Annotated in this window: 17 protein-coding genes; 15 read left to right on the forward strand and 2 right to left on the reverse strand. The window is 65.5% G+C overall.

Annotation, left to right across the window (positions count from 1 at the left end; translation table 11 throughout):
• Positions 1 to 2: 2 nt before the first annotated feature.
• The 14 genes from xerC to NG900_RS01305 all read left to right on the forward strand — a co-directional run bounded on the left by xerC (position 3) and on the right by NG900_RS01305 (position 14655).
• Positions 3 to 992, forward strand: a complete 990-nt coding sequence (xerC, locus tag NG900_RS01240) for a tyrosine recombinase XerC (protein ID WP_252675888.1) — start codon at positions 3 to 5, stop codon at positions 990 to 992.
• A 152-nt stretch (positions 993 to 1144) separates the two neighbouring features.
• Positions 1145 to 2341: a class I SAM-dependent rRNA methyltransferase gene (locus NG900_RS01245; RefSeq protein ID WP_252675891.1), complete on the forward strand. Its 1197-nt coding sequence runs from the start codon at positions 1145 to 1147 to the stop codon at positions 2339 to 2341.
• A 79-nt stretch (positions 2342 to 2420) separates the two neighbouring features.
• The gene (locus NG900_RS01250; protein WP_252675893.1) at positions 2421 to 2939 is read left to right on the forward strand and encodes a metal-dependent hydrolase; all 519 of its coding nucleotides are present in this window, start codon (positions 2421 to 2423) and stop codon (positions 2937 to 2939) included.
• A 154-nt stretch (positions 2940 to 3093) separates the two neighbouring features.
• A complete protein-coding gene (locus tag NG900_RS01255; RefSeq protein WP_252675896.1) occupies positions 3094 to 4620 on the forward strand; it encodes an FAD-binding oxidoreductase in 1527 nt (508 codons plus the stop codon).
• 11 nt (positions 4621 to 4631) lie between these two features.
• Positions 4632 to 5870, forward strand: coding sequence for a lactonase family protein (locus tag NG900_RS01260; protein WP_252675898.1), 1239 nt, complete (start codon positions 4632 to 4634; stop codon positions 5868 to 5870).
• An 84-nt stretch (positions 5871 to 5954) separates the two neighbouring features.
• Positions 5955 to 6473 (forward strand): Fur family transcriptional regulator, encoded by a 519-nt coding sequence (locus NG900_RS01265; RefSeq protein WP_252675900.1) that lies wholly within the window; start codon positions 5955 to 5957, stop codon positions 6471 to 6473.
• Positions 6461 to 7534 (forward strand): CobW family GTP-binding protein, encoded by a 1074-nt coding sequence (locus NG900_RS01270; protein ID WP_252675902.1) that lies wholly within the window; start codon positions 6461 to 6463, stop codon positions 7532 to 7534. The genes NG900_RS01265 and NG900_RS01270 overlap by 13 nt, the downstream gene beginning before the upstream one ends.
• A gap of 422 nt (positions 7535 to 7956) precedes the next feature.
• Entirely contained in the window at positions 7957 to 8376 is a 420-nt protein-coding gene (dksA, locus tag NG900_RS01275; RefSeq protein WP_252676887.1) for an RNA polymerase-binding protein DksA, read from the forward strand.
• A gap of 98 nt (positions 8377 to 8474) precedes the next feature.
• A complete protein-coding gene (zigA, locus tag NG900_RS01280) occupies positions 8475 to 9773 on the forward strand; it encodes a zinc metallochaperone GTPase ZigA (RefSeq protein ID WP_252675903.1) in 1299 nt (432 codons plus the stop codon).
• Positions 9774 to 9879: 106 nt separating this feature from the next.
• On the forward strand, positions 9880 to 11481 hold the full coding sequence (locus NG900_RS01285; protein ID WP_252675904.1) for an ABC transporter substrate-binding protein: 1602 nt from the start codon (positions 9880 to 9882) through the stop codon (positions 11479 to 11481).
• A gap of 156 nt (positions 11482 to 11637) precedes the next feature.
• Positions 11638 to 12174 carry an ATP-dependent protease subunit HslV gene (gene hslV, locus NG900_RS01290; RefSeq protein WP_199029004.1) on the forward strand — a complete coding sequence of 179 codons (537 nt, stop codon included), beginning with the start codon at positions 11638 to 11640 and terminating at the stop codon, positions 12172 to 12174.
• A 39-nt stretch (positions 12175 to 12213) separates the two neighbouring features.
• Positions 12214 to 13545, forward strand: a complete 1332-nt coding sequence (gene hslU, locus NG900_RS01295) for an ATP-dependent protease ATPase subunit HslU (RefSeq protein ID WP_252675905.1) — start codon at positions 12214 to 12216, stop codon at positions 13543 to 13545.
• A gap of 221 nt (positions 13546 to 13766) precedes the next feature.
• The gene (locus NG900_RS01300; protein WP_252675906.1) at positions 13767 to 14381 is read left to right on the forward strand and encodes a hypothetical protein; all 615 of its coding nucleotides are present in this window, start codon (positions 13767 to 13769) and stop codon (positions 14379 to 14381) included.
• Between the two features lie 70 nt (positions 14382 to 14451).
• The gene (locus NG900_RS01305) at positions 14452 to 14655 is read left to right on the forward strand and encodes a CsbD family protein (protein ID WP_252675907.1); all 204 of its coding nucleotides are present in this window, start codon (positions 14452 to 14454) and stop codon (positions 14653 to 14655) included.
• 38 nt (positions 14656 to 14693) lie between these two features.
• Here NG900_RS01305 and NG900_RS01310 read toward each other — a convergent pair whose 3' ends face one another.
• Together NG900_RS01310 and NG900_RS01315 are read right to left on the reverse strand one after the other, a co-directional pair.
• Positions 14694 to 15272 carry a response regulator transcription factor gene (locus NG900_RS01310; RefSeq protein ID WP_024977037.1) on the reverse strand — a complete coding sequence of 193 codons (579 nt, stop codon included), beginning with the start codon at positions 15270 to 15272 and terminating at the stop codon, positions 14694 to 14696.
• A 52-nt stretch (positions 15273 to 15324) separates the two neighbouring features.
• On the reverse strand, positions 15325 to 16671 hold the full coding sequence (locus NG900_RS01315) for an ATP-binding protein (RefSeq protein WP_252675909.1): 1347 nt from the start codon (positions 16669 to 16671) through the stop codon (positions 15325 to 15327).
• 144 nt (positions 16672 to 16815) lie between these two features.
• Between NG900_RS01315 and NG900_RS01320 the strand changes: the two genes are divergently transcribed.
• Entirely contained in the window at positions 16816 to 17328 is a 513-nt protein-coding gene (locus NG900_RS01320) for a copper chaperone PCu(A)C (RefSeq protein WP_420804112.1), read from the forward strand.
• Positions 17329 to 17330 lie beyond the last annotated feature (2 nt).

The raw sequence follows: 17330 nt of genomic DNA on the forward strand, positions 1-17330 counted from the left end.
GCATGCCGCAATCTGCCCACCACGAGGATCGCGACGCGCCCGCGCCGCCGCATCCGCAGATTGCGGCCTATCTCGATGCATTGAAGTTTGAGCGGCAGCTCTCGCCGCACACGCTGGAGAGCTACGGCCACGAGCTGGCCGTGCTGCAGCGCCTGGGTGCGCAATTCGCAGGCGGCATCGATCTCACGCAACTCCAGACCCACCACATTCGCCGCATGATGGCGCAGCTGCATGGCGACGGCCTGTCGGGCCGCAGCATTGCGCGGGCACTGTCGGCGTGGCGTGGCTGGTACAAGTGGATGGCGTTGCGCGACGCGGCTGTCACCGCCAACCCGGTCGATGGGGTGCGCGCGCCGAAGAGCCCGAAGAAGCTGCCGAAAGCCCTGTCCGTCGAGCAGACCGTCGCGCTGATGGAGCAATTGCCCGGCGACGACGCCGAGACGATGCGCGATCGCGCCGTCAACGAACTGTTCTATTCGTGCGGGCTGCGGCTCTCGGAGCTGGTCAGCCTGGACTTGCGGCATGTGAAGGCCGGCGAGTACGAATCCGCCAGTTGGCTGGACCTCGATGCACGCGAGGTGATGGTGCTCGGCAAGGGCAGCAAGCGGCGCACCGTGCCCGTCGGTACCAAGGCCGCCGAGGCCCTCACCGCATGGCTGGCCGTGCGCGAGCAACTGGCCCGGCCCGACGCCGCACCGGAAGACGCGCACGCGCTGTTCCTCTCGGCCCGCGGCAAGCGGCTCGCGCAGCGGCAGATTCAGCTGCGCATGAAGCGCAATGCGATCGCGGCGGGGGTGCCGGCCGATGTGCATCCGCACGTGCTGCGGCATTCGTTTGCGACGCACATGCTGCAGTCGTCCGGTGACTTGCGTGCCGTGCAGGAGCTGCTCGGCCACGCCAGCATCGCCAGCACGCAGGTTTATACTTCGCTCGATTTTCAGCACCTGGCCAAGATCTACGATCAGGCGCATCCCCGCGCAAAGAAGAAGTAGAACGCAATCAAAACGATTCTGGCGGCCCGGCGCCTCCTTGCCATACCGGAGGACTGTCTGCGTCGGCGCCGAGCCGCCAGAACCGCTTCGCTTCGTTTTGATTGCGTTTCTACACGCGCTCGAACAGAGTGCGGACACACCATCCCAGTCGTATGCAAACCCTGATTCTCAAGCCCGGCAAGGAGCGCTCGCTGCTGCGCCGGCACCCGTGGATTTTCGCCAACGCCATCGACCGCATGGAGGGCCGTCCGCCGGCCTCGGGCGCGACGGTTGTCGTGCGTGCCGCCAACGGTCAGTTCCTGGCGCGTGCGGCGTTCAGCCCGGTCTCGCAGATTCGCGCCCGCGTGTGGTCGTTCGATGAGGCCGAGCCCATCGACCACGCGTTCTTCAAACGCCGCATTGCCGCCGCCGTGGCGTACCGCCGCGCGTGGGTGCACGACACCGATGCCGTGCGCCTCATCATGGGCGAAGCCGATGGCTTGCCCGGCCTGATCGTCGATCAGTACGGCACGGGTGACGCTGGCCAGCTCGTCTGCCAGTTCAGCGCGGCCGGCGTGGAGCACTGGAAAGACGCCATCGTCGCTGCGCTCGTCAAGGAGACCGGCTGCCCGAACGTGTACGAGCGCTCCGACGTGAGCGTGCGCGAGCGCGAGGGCCTGGAGCAGGTGACCGGCGTGCTGGCCGGCGCCGAGCCGCCCGAAGACCTGTCCGCCACCGAGCACGGCGTGCGCTACTACGTGGACGTGCGTGCGGGCCACAAGACCGGCTTCTACGTCGATCAGCGTGACAACCGTGCACTTGTCGGCGCGCTGGCCAAGGACCGCGACGTACTGAACTGCTTCTGCTACACGGGCGGTTTCTCGCTGGCGGCGTTGAAGGGCGGGGCGCGTTCGGTGGTGTCGATCGATTCGTCGGGCGAGGCGCTGGCGGTGGCCGAGCGCAACGTCACGCTCAATGGTTTCGATCCGGCGCGCGCCGAATGGCTCGATGCGGATGTCTTCAAGTCGCTGCGCAACTTCCGCGCAGAGGGCCGCCAGTTCGACCTGATCGTGCTGGATCCGCCCAAGTTCGCCGCATCGGCCCAGCAGGTGGACCGCGCGGCGCGGGCATACAAGGAGATCAACCTGGTCGGCATGCAGTTGCTGCGGCCGGGCGGCCTCCTGTTCACGTATTCGTGCTCGGGTGCGATCGATGCGGAACTGTTCCAGAAGATCGTCGCGGGTGCCGCGGCCGATGCCAAGGTGACGGCGCGCATCCAGCGCCGGCTGGCGGCAGGCGTGGACCATCCGCTGCTGGCGAGTTTTCCGGAAGGCGAATACCTCAAGGGCCTGCTGCTGCAGATCGGCTAGCAATTTGTCGCAATTTTTGGCTTGTCCCGGCCAGCCTCAATTGCGAAGATGCGGACCCTTTGTTTTCCGCATCACGTCGATGGCATCCAACGCTGCCCATCATGCGACGGGTTGGGCGGCGGGTGTCATTGCCGCCACCGCCGTCGCGCAGGCTTCCCACACCTCACTCGAACACCTCGGCTGCATTCTGGCGTTTTGCGCGGCCGTTGCTGGCAGCACGGCGCCTGACTGGATGGAGGTCGCGTGGTGGAGTCGCGCGCGACGGCTCTGGATCACGCACCGTACCGCCACCCATTGGGGCATCGGCTGGATTGCGGCGCTGGTGCTGTCGTATCAAGCACTCGGTCATGGCTACGTGTGGGCGCCGGTGCTGTTCGGCTTTGCCTGTGGCGGGCTGATGCACCTGTTGGCCGATTGGCCGAACCCCTTGGGCGTGCCCTGGGTCTGGGGGCGCCATTCCCTGAACTTGTGGAACAGCGGTCGTTGCGACCTCATCGTCGTGGCGCTCGCGTGGGCTGCTGCTTGCTGGCTGGTGCGTCCGCTATGGGCGACGACCGCAGCGCGCGTGGCTGCGTGGGTGGCGCACCACGTGCGATAAGGCGAGCTCGCCCGCCACGACGCGCCGCAGTGTCGGCAATGTCTGATGGAATCCGGGCCAGCTAAGGACTAAGTTGGAACCGCCGGACGCCACGCGTCCGAATCCAACTTCGTTTGCGCAACACTGGCGCAAGCGCCCTCACCGGGAGCCGTCGATGACACTGGATGTGACGCGCCAGGATCCTCGCTACAACACACTCAAACATGGCTTCAACCTGCGCTGGCCCGCGACGAACGCACAAGCCGCCAGCCGCATCGTCCTTGTTGAAAAGCCCGACGACGTGGTGCCCGCCGTGCAGCGCATCATCAACGCCGGTCAGCGCCCGACGGTGCGCAGCGGCGGGCATTGCTATGAAGACTTCGTTTCCAACAACCCCGACGGCACGATCCTCGACCTGAGCCTGCTCGACTCGCCTGAAGTGCGGGCCGATGGAGCGGTGCGCATTCCTGCCGGCACACAGAACTGGAACGGCTACCTTGAGCTGTACAAGCGGCACAACGTGACGCTGCCCGGCGGCTCGTGCTACTCGGTGGGCGCGGGCGGGCATATCTGCGGCGGCGGGTATGGGCTGCTCTCGCGGCTGCAGGGGCTGACGGTGGATTGGCTTTCGGCCGTGGACATCGTCACCGTCGACCAGGCGGGCAAGGCGGCCGCGCGCACGGTGGATGCGACGCACGACCCGGATCTCTTCCGCGCGTGCCGTGGCGCAGGCGGTGGCAACTTCGGCGTCATCACCGGCTACACCTTCGCCAAGCTGCCCGAGGCGCCGCGGGAAGTGGCGCTGGCCACCGTCGCCTTCGACTGGGCCACCATGACGCCGCAGCGCTTTGCCGAACTGCTGCGCATCTACGGCGACTATTGGGAGACGCGCGGCAAGGATCCCGACACCTGGGGTATGTTTTCGCTGCTCAAGCTCACGCACAAATCGGCCGGACAGATCGTGCTGCTCACGCAGTTCTGCAATCCGGACGGCACGTGCCGCGATCTCTCCGTCCTCAACGATTTTCTGAACCGCTTTCAGGCGTGTGCGCCAGCGCCGGTCAAGGGCCGCCCGCCCGGCTATGGCCCGGCGCACAAACAGGGCGTGGGGCAACTGCTTTGCTCCAAGCCGCATACCGTCGTGCAGTACGACTGGCTGACGGCCACGCAGTACCTCAACGGCTCGGGTGCCAACCAGCGCGGCAAGTACAAATCCGCCTACATGTTGCGAGGCTTCACGGCGCGCGAGACGCAGCGCATCTACACCCATCTCACGCGAACGATGCCCGGCTTGGACCTGAGCCAATCGCTGCTGCAGGTGGACTCGTACGGCGGGGCCGTCAACCAGGCCGAGCGCATCGGCGATACGGCTGTGCCGCAGCGCGCTTCCATCATGAAGCTGCAGTACCAGACATATTGGACGTCCGCCGCCGATGATGCCGGCCACCTGCGCTGGATCAGCGATTTCTACCGCGATGTCTACGGCGCTCCCGACGTGCCCGCGCCGCACAGCGGCACGCCCTACCCCGGCGACCGGTACGAGGGCTGCTACATCAACTACCCCGACGTCGACATGCTCGCCTACCCGTTCTGGCCGCAGCTCTATTACGGCAATGGCGACCTGTACGCGTTCTTGCAGCGCGTGAAGCGTCGGTATGATCCGAACAACATCTTCCACCACGCGATGTCCGTGCGTGCTTGATGGAGCCTCCCATGACCAATCGCCTTCGTCGGACTCTCATGCAGTGGACCGGTAGCCTGCCCTTGCTGGGCGCTCTTCCCAATATCGCCATGGCCCAGGCGGGTGACCACCCTGCCGCTTCGGGCTCGCAACCCGCCAGCGCCGCGCGGCCACCGCGCTTTGCTTACGTGGGCACCTACACGTTCAACGCGCCAGGCGGCACTGCCGGCGGTCCGGCCGCGCGCGGCATCTACGTGCTCGCCCCGCGCGGCGATGCGTGGGCGCAGGTACAGGTGGTGGAGAGCGCCAACCCGTCGTTTTTGGCCGTGCACCCGAATCAGCGCTTTCTGTACGCCATCAACGAGCTCGAGGTCTACGAAGGCCGCCCGAACGGCAGCGCAGAGGCCTACGCCGTCGACCCGCACGACGGCAAGCTCACGCTGCTGAATCGGCAACCGCTGTCGCTGTCGGGCACCAACCCGGCGCACGTGGTGGTGTCGCCGGATGGGCGGTACCTGTGCGTGTCGATCTACAGCGGCGGCGCATACAACCTCCTGCCGATCGGCGACGACGGCAAGCTTGGCCCCGTGTCCGGCATCTTCAAGGACACCGGCTCCGGCCCCAAGCCCGAGCAGGAGGCGGCCCACGCGCACATGATGCTGTTCGACACCACCGGCGGCCACGTGATCGGCGCCGATCTGGGTACCGATCGCCTCAACGTGTTCGCCATTGAGAACGGCAAGCTCGCCCCGCGTGATCGCGCGCAGCTCAAGCCCGGCAGCGGCCCGCGCCATTTGGCGCTGCATCCGCAGGGCAAGCTGCTCTACGTCATCAATGAGCTCGACGGCTCCGTCGCCTGCCACGGGTATGACGCTGCCACCGGCCACGTGTCGGACGAGCGCCAGCGCATCTCCACCACCCCCGCCGACTACACCGGCCAGAAGAGCGGCGCCGAGCTGTTGATGCATCCGTCCGGGCGTTTCCTGTACGCGAGCAACCGCAGGCTCAAGTCGGACCACCCGCTGGCCGACAGCGTGGCCGCCTTCAGCATCGATGCCTCGGGCAAGCTGGCACCGCTTCAGTATTGGAGCGAAGGTGTGCATTTCCCGCGCGCGATGACGATGGCGCCCGACGGCAGCCAGCTCTATGTGCTTAACCAGAAGGGCGACACGATCCTGCGGCTGCGCATCGATGGGCAGAGCGGCAAGTTGGATCAGCCCGTGGTAGTGGCGAAGATGCCGACGCCGGTGTGTTTGGTGTGGGCTGCATAAGCCGATAAAAAGCCCCTGGGCGGTGTGAGGCTGTCTAATTGCAACTCAATTGCAGCAACCCGCGCCCCGTGGGACAATCCGCGCATGAGCACACACGCCACGCGCGACGATCTCGCCACTCAGCAACCCGATGCGCCCGATGCGGCGGCCCGCACGCGCCTGCGCGGCCTCGGCAGCCGCGTGACCGAGCCGCGGGTGCGCGTGCTCGCCGCGCTGATGCAAGGCGCCGAGCCACTCTCGCATCAGGCCGTGTGCGACGCGCTGCCGGAGGACGCCGGCATCGACCGCGTGACGGTCTACCGCGTGCTCGACTGGCTGGTGGCCGGCGGGGTCGTCCACAAGACGGCCGGCGCCGATCGCGTCTTCCGCTTCAGCCTGGCCGAACACGATGCCGCACGCGAGGCGGCGCACCGCTCACACAGCCACTTCCATTGCACGCACTGCGGGCGCGATTTCTGCCTGGAGGCCGCTGAACCGCCCGCCATGCCCAAGGCCGCCCTGCCCGCCGGTTTCGCGGCCGATCACGCTGAACTCACCATCAAGGGCTGCTGCGCCGATTGCGGCGCCGGCTCGCAACAAGGAAACGCACCATGTCCAAAATGATCCCGGTCACCATCCTGACGGGCTTTCTCGGCGCGGGGAAGACCACGCTCCTCAAGCGCATCCTGACCGAGCAGCACGGCATGAAGATCGCCGTGATCGAAAACGAGTTCGGCGAAGAGAACATCGACAACGACATCCTTGTGCAGGACGGCAACGAGCAGATCGTGCAGATGAGCAACGGCTGTATCTGCTGCACCATCCGCGGCGACCTGGTGAAGGGCTTGTCCGACCTGCTCACGCGCCGCGACAACGGCCAGATCCAGTTCGACCGCGTGGTCATCGAGACCACCGGCGTCGCCAACCCCGGCCCGGTCGCACAGACCTTCTTCATGGACGACGAGATCGCCAGCCGATACCTGCTGGACGCCGTCATCACGCTGGTCGACGCCAAGCACGGCAACATGCAGCTCGACAAGCAGGAAGAGGCGCAGCGCCAGGTGGGTTTTGCCGACGCCATATTCATCACCAAGAGTGATCTGGTGTCGGCCGAGGAGGTGGACGCGCTGCGCCACCGCCTGCTGCACATGAACCCGCGCGCCCCGATCCGCACCGCCAACTTTGGCGAAACGCCGATCGACACCATCTTCGACCTGCGCGGCTTCAACCTGAACGCCAAGCTGGAGATCGACCCCGATTTCCTGCGCGAAGATGGCCATGACCACAATCACGATCACGACCATGCGTGCTCAGCCGATTGCGATCATGACCATGACCACGATCATGGTCACGGCCATCACCACCATCATCATGGCCATGCGCACCACACGGATCGCATCGCTTCGTTCGTCTTCCGCAGCGATCGGCCGTTCAACTACACCAAGCTGGAAGAATTCCTCTCGGGCGTGCTGAACATCTACGGCGAGAAGCTGCTGCGCTACAAGGGCGTGCTCTATATGGAAGGCGTCGACCGCAAGGTGGTGTTCCAGGGCGTGCACCAGCTCATGGGCAGCGACGTGGGTGGCAAATGGGACGGCGAGACCCCTTCCAACCGCATGGTGTTCATCGGCGTGGACCTGCCGCGCGAAACGATTCTGAAAGGATTGGAGAACTGCCTGGCCTGATTCGGTCGGTGTACTCCTCCATTCGGGTGGCTCTGCGGCAGGCTTTCAGGCAGAATCCGGGCCGGATTTTCTGTCCGTGTTTCTCCGATAGTTCAGGTAATATCGTTCAGCTACAATAGGTCGATTTAGAAGCACGTCGTCCGAAGCACGTCCGATAGGAGGAGCAGGCGATGGTGACTAAGACCAAGGATGGACGCGGCGCCTACGGTGGTGCTGGACGGTCCGAAACGGAGTCGGCAGCAGCCCAGGCTGCGCCAGCCACCCGGAAAAGAGCGGCAGGGGGCGCCGCTGCGGGAGAGGCAAGAGGAGGCGCGCGGGGCGGCAAGTCCGCCGCCAGCCAGAACGAGTCCGGCGCATCCCCGCGCAAGGACGACGCGACAGCCAAAACGGCGCGCGATTTACCAGGATCATCTGCAGCAACCATGAGCAGCAAGAAACTACTCACCGAAGCCGAAATCCTGAAGATGGGCGACAAGGATTACATGAACGAGGCGCAGCTCGCCTTCTTCAAAGACCGGCTTGTAAAAATGCGGGACGACATTCTCAAGAATGCGGACCAGACCGTCAGCGACCTGCGCGAGACCGTGATCGTGCCGGACCCGGCCGACCGCGCCACCATCGAGGAAGAGCATGCGCTGGAGCTGCGCACGCGCGACCGTGAGCGCAAGCTGCTCAAGAAGGTGGAGCAGTCCATCGCCCGCATTGACGCCGGTGACTACGGCTACTGCGACGAAACCGGCGAGCCGATCGGCATTCCGCGCTTGCTTGCACGCCCCACCGCCAATCTGTCGCTGGAGGCGCAGGAGCGCCGCGAGAAGCGTCAGAAGTTGATGGGTGACTGACGCGCCCGGCTCATCTGCCCGCGCATCTGTTTGAATCTGCAGCCCGGTCACGCACCGGGCTGTTTGCTTTGTTTGGCTACAAATCAGGGTCTCCGACCATGTCCCGTCCGCTTCCCGTTACCGTGCTGTCCGGCTTTCTGGGCGCCGGCAAGACCACGCTGCTCAATCACGTGCTCGCCAACCGCGAGGGCAAGCGCGTGGCCGTGATCGTCAACGACTTGTCGGACGTGAACATCGACGCGCAGCTCGTCGGCGACGGCACGGCCACCAGTGCACAGCTTTCGCGCACGGACGAGCGCATGGTCGAACTGTCCAACGGCTGCATCTGCTGCACGCTGCGCGAAGACCTGCTCGACGAGATCGCCCGCCTCGCCCGCGAAGACCGCTTCGACTACCTGCTGATCGAATCGACAGGCGTGGCCGAGCCGCTGCCGATTGCCGAGACCTTCACGTTTGAAGATGCGCACGGCGACGTGCTGTCCGACCTCGCGCGCCTGGACACGATGGTCACGGTGGTCGACGCCCAGCACTTCCTGGCTGACTACGATGCGGCGGATTTCCTCTCCGACCGCGGTCAGGCCCGGGACGAAGACGACGACCGCACCGTGGTCGATCTGCTGATTGAACAGGTCGAGTTCTGCGACGTGATCGTGCTCAACAAGATTGACCTGGTAAGCGAGGCCGAGCGTGCGCGCCTGGCGGGCATCCTGCATTCGCTGAACCCGCGTGCGCGCATCGTGCCGGCGTCGTTCGGCAAGGTGCCGCTGGACGAGATTCTGAACACGCACCGCTTCGACTTCGATGCGGCATCTGCGGCGCCTGCCTGGCTGGCCGAATTGCGCGGCGAACACGTGCCCGAGACGGAAGCGCTCGGCATCCGCAGCTTCGTCTACCGCCGCCGCGTGCCGTTCCACCCGCAGCGCCTGTGGGATCTGATGCATACCGAATGGCTGCGCGAGCACGGCCGCGTGCTGCGATCCAAGGGCTATTTCTGGCTGGCGTCGCGCATGGACACGGCCGGCAGCTGGGGCCAGGCCGGCGGCGTGATGCGCCACGGCGGTGCCGGCGCGTGGTGGGCTGCAGTCGATGAGGCCGAATGGCCGGACGAGGAAGAGGCGCGCGCAGACATTGTCGACAAGATGCAAGACAACGGCGCGCCTGCACCCTGGGGCGACCGTCGCCAGGAACTCGTCTTCATCGGCACTGATCTGGACGAGGCGGCGCTCGTCGCCCAACTCGACGCCTGCCTGCTGACGGATGCCGAGATGGCCGCCGGTCCCGAGGCGTGGGCGGCGCTGCCCGATCCGTTCCCGGCCTGGGCCTTCGACGATCACGACGAAGACTGGGACGACGAACACGATCACGGCGACGACTGCGACTGCGGCCACCATCACTGACCACACCCGGCGCGCACCCCCCGCTTAATCGACGTTGACACCGGTGTCATCCGGTCCGGACAATCGGCCAACGTTTGTTTTCGCCACGAACCCACGGGGAGTCGTCATGCCGGTCCTGCGTCTGCTGCGCGCTGCCAGCCTGGTTGCCGCGCTGTCTTCTGTCACGGCGCTCACGGCGCTGACACCGGGCGCGGTGCATGCCCAGCCTGCGTCGACACTGGTGGTCGGCCTCTCGGGCGACATTACCTCGCTCGATCCGCATTTCCATAACGTCACGCCCAACGCGAACGTCGCCGAGCATATGTTCGAGACGCTGATCGCCAAGGACGAGAAGATGCGCCTCAAGCCCGGCCTCGCCACATCATGGAAGGCCGTGAGCGACACGGTGTGGGAGGTCAAGCTGCGCCCCGGCGTGCATTTCCATGATGGCAGCGAGTTCACCTCGGCGGATGTCGTCTACTCGCTGGCGCGCCCGGCCACCATCAAGAACAGCCCGTCGCCATACACGATCTACACGCGCGGCTTCAAGGAGGTGACGGCGCTCGACAAGCAGACCGTGCGCATCACGACCAACGGCCCGTACCCGTTGGTGCCGAACGATCTGTCGACCATCTACATGGTGTCGAAAAAGGCCGTCGAAAAAGCCGGCGCGGACGACTTCAACAACGGCCGCGCGATGATCGGCACGGGGCCGTACAAATTTGTCTCGTTCACCCGCGGCGATCGCCTGGAACTGACGCGCTTTGACGGCTACTGGGGCAAGCGGCCGCAATGGCAGCACGTGACGCTGCGCATCCTGACGGCCGACGCCCCGCGCGTGGCCGCGCTGCTGGCCGGCGACGTGCAGGTGATCGAGAACGTGCCGAGCACGGACATCAAGAAACTGTCGGCCGATCCGGCGGTGTCGGTGTTCAAGATGCCGGTGTTCCGCATGATGTACCTGCACATGGATTCGAACCGCGATGTCTCGCCGTTCGTGACTGACAAGGCCGGCAAGCCGCTGCCGAAGAACCCGCTCAAGGATGCGCGCGTGCGCGAGGCGATCTCGCTGGCGATCTCGCGCCAAGCCATCGTCGATCGCGTGATGGAGGGCACGGCCGAGCCTACCGGCCAACTCGTCAACAGCGCGCTGTTCGGCCACGTGCCGGGCCTCAAGGCGCCTGTCGCCGACCCCGCCGCCGCCAAGAAGCTGCTTGCCCAGGCGGGCTATCCCGACGGTTTCGCCATCACGCTGCACGCCACCAACAACCGCTATGCGAATGATGATCGCGTCGCGCAAGTGATTGCTTCGATGCTTTCGCGCGTGGGCATTGCGACGAAGGTCGAGACCATGCCGTCGGCGACGTTCTTCACGCGGGCGAACAAGCTGGACTTTTCGTTCTTGCAGGCGGGCTGGGGTGCGGATACCGGTGAGGCCAGTTCCAGCCTGAAGGCGCTGCTGGCGACCTACGACCCGGCGCGCGGCTGGGGCGCGTCAAACCGGGGGCGCTATTCCAACCCGGCGCTGGACGCCAAGCTGGCCGAGGCCCTGCAGACCATCGACGATGCCAAGCGCGAGCGGTTGCTGCAAGAGGCCACGGAAATCGGCATGCGCGATTTCGGCGTGATCCCGCTCTACTTCAACATCAACGTGTGGGCGACGCGCAAGGGTTACACGATGGTGCCGCGTCTGGACGAGCGCACCTACGCGTTCGATGTGACGCACTGAAAAGGCACTGAAACAGTGAGAAGCGATTTCCGATACACAAAAAGTGCGCGCTGTAACGGAAATCAGGCTTGAAATCCTGGGGGCTGGCGTCAAGTATGAAACTCTTTGGCCGGCCCGCTGGGGGCCGCGCCAAGCCGGACCCCTAGGAACAAGCGCATGGAACAGTATCACGGCACCACCATCGTCAGCGTGCGGCGCGGCAACCAAGTCGCACTTGGCGGCGACGGCCAGGTCACGCTGGGCAACATCGTGATGAAAGGCACCGCCCGCAAGGTGCGCGCCATCTACGACGGCAAGGTGCTTGTCGGCTTTGCCGGCGCCACCGCCGACGCCTTTTCCCTGCTCGACCGTTTCGAGGCCAAGCTGCAGAAGCACCAGGGCAACCTGCTGCGCTCCGCCGTGGACCTCGCCAAGGACTGGCGCACCGACCGCGCCCTGCGCCATCTCGAAGCGATGCTGATCGTCGCCGACCGCGAAGCCACCCTCATCATCACCGGCAACGGCGATGTGCTTGACCCGGAAGGCGGCATCGCTGCCATCGGTTCGGGCGGTTCGTACGCCCAATCGGCCGCCAAGGCACTGATGGAGAACACCGACCTCGGCCCCCGCGAGGTGGTGGAGAAATCGCTGAAGATTGCCGGCGAGCTCTGCATCTACACCAACACCAATTTCGTGATCGAGACGCTCGAATAAACGCGCCGTCTCTCGCAAACTCGCCTCGACAGGATTCCCATGTCCGAAACCATGACGCCGTCGGAGATCGTCTCCGAACTCGACAAGCACATCATCGGCCAGCAGAAGGCCAAGAAGGCCGTGGCCGTGGCGCTGCGCAACCGCTGGCGCCGCCAGCAGGTGGGCGACCCGCTGCGCCAGGAAATCACCCCCAAGAACATTCTCATGATCGGCCCGACCGGCGTGGGCAAGACCGAGATCGCCCGCCGCCTGGCCAAGCTGGCCGATGCGCCGTTCATCAAGATCGAGGCGACCAAGTTCACGGAAGTCGGCTACGTCGGCCGCGACGTCGACACCATCGTGCGCGACCTGGCCGAGATGGCCGTCAAGCAGACGCGCGAGTCCGAGATGAAGAAGGTGCGCGCCAAAGCGGAAGACGCTGCCGAGGATCGCATCCTCGACGTGCTGATCCCGCCGCCGCGCGACATCGGCTTTGCGCAGCCCGAAGAGAAGGATTCGACCGCGCGCCAGGCTTTCCGCAAGAAGCTGCGCGAAGGCCAGCTCGACGACAAGGAAATCGAACTGGAAGTGTCGGCCGGCACGCCGAGCATGGACATCATGGGCCCGCCCGGCATGGAAGACATGACCGAGCAGATTCGTTCGATGTTCGCGGGCCTGGGCCAGGGCAAGAAGAACCGCCGCAAGATGAAGGTGGCCGAGGCGTTCAAGCTGCTGATCGACGAAGAGGCCGCCAAGCTCGTGAACGAAGACGAGCTCAAGCAGAAGGCGGTGGCCAACGTCGAGCAGAACGGCATCGTGTTCCTGGACGAAATCGACAAGATCGCCAGCCGCAGCGAGTACGGCGGCGGCGAGGTGTCGCGCCAGGGCGTGCAGCGCGACCTGCTGCCGCTGGTGGAGGGCACGACCGTCAACACCAAGTACGGGATGATCAAGACCGATCACATCCTGTTCATTGCGTCGGGTGCGTTCCATCTGTCCAAGCCGAGCGACCTGATTCCGGAGTTGCAGGGCCGCTTCCCGATTCGGGTGGAGCTGGATTCGCTGTCGGTGGACGACTTCCGCGCGATTCTCACGCAAACGGACGCAAGCCTCACCAAGCAGTACCAGGCGCTGATGAAGACGGAGGGCGTGGACCTCGTGTTTGCCGACGATGGCATCCGGCGCCTGGCCGAGATTGCGTGCGCGGTGAACGAGAAGGTCGAGAACATCGGCGCGCGCCGTCTGTACACGGTGATGGAGCGCCTGCTGGAGGATCTGTCGTTCCACGCGCACAAATCGTCGGGCGAGACGGTGACGGTGGATGCCGCGTACGTGGACGAACGCCTGAACGAGCTGTCGGGCAACGAAGACCTGTCGCGCTACGTGCTGTAGACATGACCGTGTAAGCAACACATTCCACACGCCCTGCGGGCCGCATCGGAGACGATGCGGCCCGTTTCGTTTATGTGCTGCCAAGCCAGCACCGGCAAGGGTTTATGCCGAATCAGGTGCGCTCGGGTCCGTTATCTGCTGAGGAGGTGGTGCCGCAACGACAACGCGCGCCGTGCACTTTTTTGCGTGCGCGATCCCAACTAAGACAAGGAGAGAAGCGTATGAAACCGATTCAACGCCTGGCCCTATGCTGCGTACTCGCCTGCGCCCCGTTGGGCATCGCCCACGCGCAGCTCACGCCCGCGCCAACCGGGCCTACCTCAGCGTCCGCGCCCAGCGATGCCAAGCGCGCGGCGTACGACAGTGCCGTCAAGCAGGCCGATGCCAACTACAAGGTCGCCAAGGACAAGTGCGACGCCATGAAGGGCAACGACCGCGACGTCTGTCGCGCGCAAGCCAAGGCCGACCACAACCTCGCCAAGGCCAACGCCAAGGCGGAGCGTGATGGCACCGAAGCTGCCCGCGACAGCGCTGCCAAGGAAAAGGCCGAAGGCGAGTATGACGTCGCGAAGACCAAGTGCGATGCGCTCAAGGGCAATGACAAGGACACCTGTGTGAAGGACGCCAAGGCCGCCTACACGCGTGCCAAGGGTGGTGAGGAAGTCAGCCATGCCAAGGCAACCGGCAGCGCCAAGGATGTCAGCGAAGCGCGTCGCGATGCCGTCAAGGACACCAACGACGCCAACTTCAAGGCCGCCAAGGAGCGCTGCGACGCCATGTCGGGCGACGCCAAGACGAAGTGCCAGAACGACGTGGCCGCCAAGTACAAAAAGTAAGCCGCACCGAAGTTTTTACACGGGCGGCCTGCGGGTCGCCCATGCTTTGTCTCACTGCAACGGAGGACGTATGAACTGGGATCAGATCGAAGGCAAATGGGATCAGGCCAAGGGCAAGGTCAAGGAGAAGTGGGGGCAACTCACCGACGATGACCTGACCATGATCCGCGGCAAGCGCGACCAGCTTGCCGGCAAGATCCAGGAGCGCTACGGCTACACGAAGGAGCGCGCCGAAGACGAACTCAAGGCGTGGGAACGCGATACACGCTGGTGATGCCCCGGAGATAAGGCATCGCGCGCGGCCGGTACCGCCTACTTGGCGACCGGCCGCTTGCCCAGCTTGCGCTGCAGCGTGCGCCGATGCATGTTGAGCGCACGCGCGGTGGCAGAGATGTTGCCACCATGCTCGGCGAGCACACGCTGGATGTGTTCCCACTCCAGCCGCGCTACCGACAGCGGCGCCGGGTTTTCCATCGTCTGCTCCGCCACGGCTTCGGACACGCCCACCTGCAGCGCCAGCAGGATCGAATCAACATTGGCCGGCTTGGCCAGGTATTCATCGGCCCCCAGCTTCACTGCCTGCACGGCCGTGGCGATGCTCGCATAGCCGGTCAGGATCAGCATGCGCGCGTCGGGCAGCGCCTGGCGCAGCGGGGCGATCCAGTGCAGGCCGGAATCCGTGCCGCCATGGGGCATCAGGCCCTTGTCGCTGGCGGCCAGGTGCAGATCGACTGTCACGTAAGAGAAACGCGTCTGGCGTGCCAGGGCCAGGGCTTCACCGCCGGTGTGGGCGATCTGCGGCGCAAAACCGCGGCGCGTGAGCGCGCGCGCCAGCGTCTGCGCAAAGACGTCGTCGTCGTCGAGGATCAGGAAGGGGGCGGGCTGCTGCATGGCGTTTCTCCGGGCCGTACGCGCGATTGGGGACGCGCGTCAGGCGGTCCTGTTATGTGAAGAGGGTGGGCGCGCCGATGATGGGCGCCGCCGCGTGTTCCTTCGGACCGCCAACCGGCAGCCGGAGTTCGGCAATGGCGCCTTGCGGCGGGTTGGGGCGCAGCACCACGGTGCCGCCCAGACGGCGCGCCGTGGTGGAGGCCAGATACAGGCCGATACCGTGCCCGCCATGCCGGCTCGGCACCGGCGTGCGGCCCAGCGAGGTGCGCAAGTCTTCGGGCAGACCCAAGCCAGTATCGACGATGGACAGCACGATCTGCGGGGGCATATCGCGCAGCACGTCGGGACTGGCGTCAATCTTGGCCGTCAGCAGCAGCGGGACGAGGTCGCGCCCCGCGTGCTGCTGGCTGCGCGCCGCGTTGTCGAGCAGGATGGTGAGGATCTGGCCGACGTTCACCGCGTCCAGCGCCACCGCCTGCGCCGTCGGCGACATTTCGGTGTGCAGGCGGATGTCGGGATGGCGCAGTTGCCACGTCTGCGTGAATTCCGGCAGCCACTGGCCGAGCGGCTCGGGTGCGCCGTCGTTCGGTTTGCGCTGCAGGCGCGCCAGCGCGGCGCGGCACAGTTCGAGCTGTTGTTCGATGGCGCGCAGGTCTTCGCGGTACGGGCCGAGGGGCGAGTTCGGTTGCTTTGCATCGTGCTGCAGCTCGCCGGCGATGACGGCCACGGTGGACAGCGGCGTGCCCATTTCGTGCGCCACGCTGGCGCCCTGCGACATCAACGCTTCGATACGTTGCTCGCGCATGAGCCGCTCGCGCGCTTCGGTCAGCTGCGATTCGCTCTCGCGCAGCGCGGCGGACAGGCGCGCCGTAAAGCCCGCGATCATCGCGCTGCTGGCCACGAAATCGATCCACATGCCGGCCAGGTGGTAGGCCACCGCGTCGGCGGGGTTCGCCAGTTTCAGCGGGATGTAGTTGCCGAGCATCATGCTGTACGCGGCCAGCGCATACAGCGTGAGGCCCACCACATGGGCGATCGGCAGCATGGCGGCGGCAATCGCCAGCGCCGGCAGGTAGAACGAGACGAACGGGTTGGTCGCGCCGCCCGTGAAGTACAGCAGCGCCGACAGGGCGCTCAAGTCCACCAGCAGTTGCACCGTGATCTCGATGTGCTGCACGGGCCGATTGCGCCGCACGCGCCATCCGGTGAGCAGGTTGAACAGCGCATGCAGGCCCATCACGCTCAGGAGCGGCACCACCGGCAACTGCACGCCAAACACGAGCGGCGCCAGCAGCATGAGGATCAGCTGCGTGGCCAGCAGGCTCCATCGCAGCCAGAAGAGGCGGCGTAGACTGGACGCATCCAGCAGCGGGGCGGCAAGGGACAGGGTGGAAAGCATGGCGGCAAGTGTAAACGTGCGCACCCCGCGGTTCTGCGCGCGGCGATGCGTCAATCAGCCGCACAATTGTGCACGCAACCGATCTCCCCACAGGTGCTGTGCTTTAATGCGCAGCACGTTTGTCCCCGACAGGAGCCTTTGATGATGACGTCCCGATCGATCCGTTCTTCCGCCCACATGGCTGTGCTGATTGCCGGCCTGACTACGGGCCTGCTCGCCAGCGCAGCCGCGTTCGCGCAGGTCACGGTGCAGGACGCCTGGGTGCGCGGCACGGTGCCGGGCCAGACGTCCAGCGGCGCATTCATGACGCTGCAATCGGCCGACGGCGCCAAGGTGGTGGGCGTGTCCACGCCGGTGGCGGGCACGGCCGAGATCCACGAGATGAAGATGGAAGGCAACGTGATGCGCATGCGCGCCGTGCCCGCGCTCGATCTGCCCAAGGGCCAGGCCGTGCAACTGAAGCCGGGTGGCTACCACGTGATGCTGATGGACGTGAAGCAGCCGCTGGTGAAGGACGCCACGGTGCCTCTCACGCTCAAGGTGGAACTCGCCGACAAACGCGTCGTCGAGCAGAAGGTCGAAGCCCGCGTGCGCGACCTGACCGCCGGCAACATGCCCGCCATGCACCACGACCACGGCGGCGAACACAAACATTGATG

Origin of the sequence: Ralstonia soli (assembly GCF_023955655.1) — a bacterium.
GTDB lineage: Bacteria > Pseudomonadota > Gammaproteobacteria > Burkholderiales > Burkholderiaceae > Ralstonia > Ralstonia soli.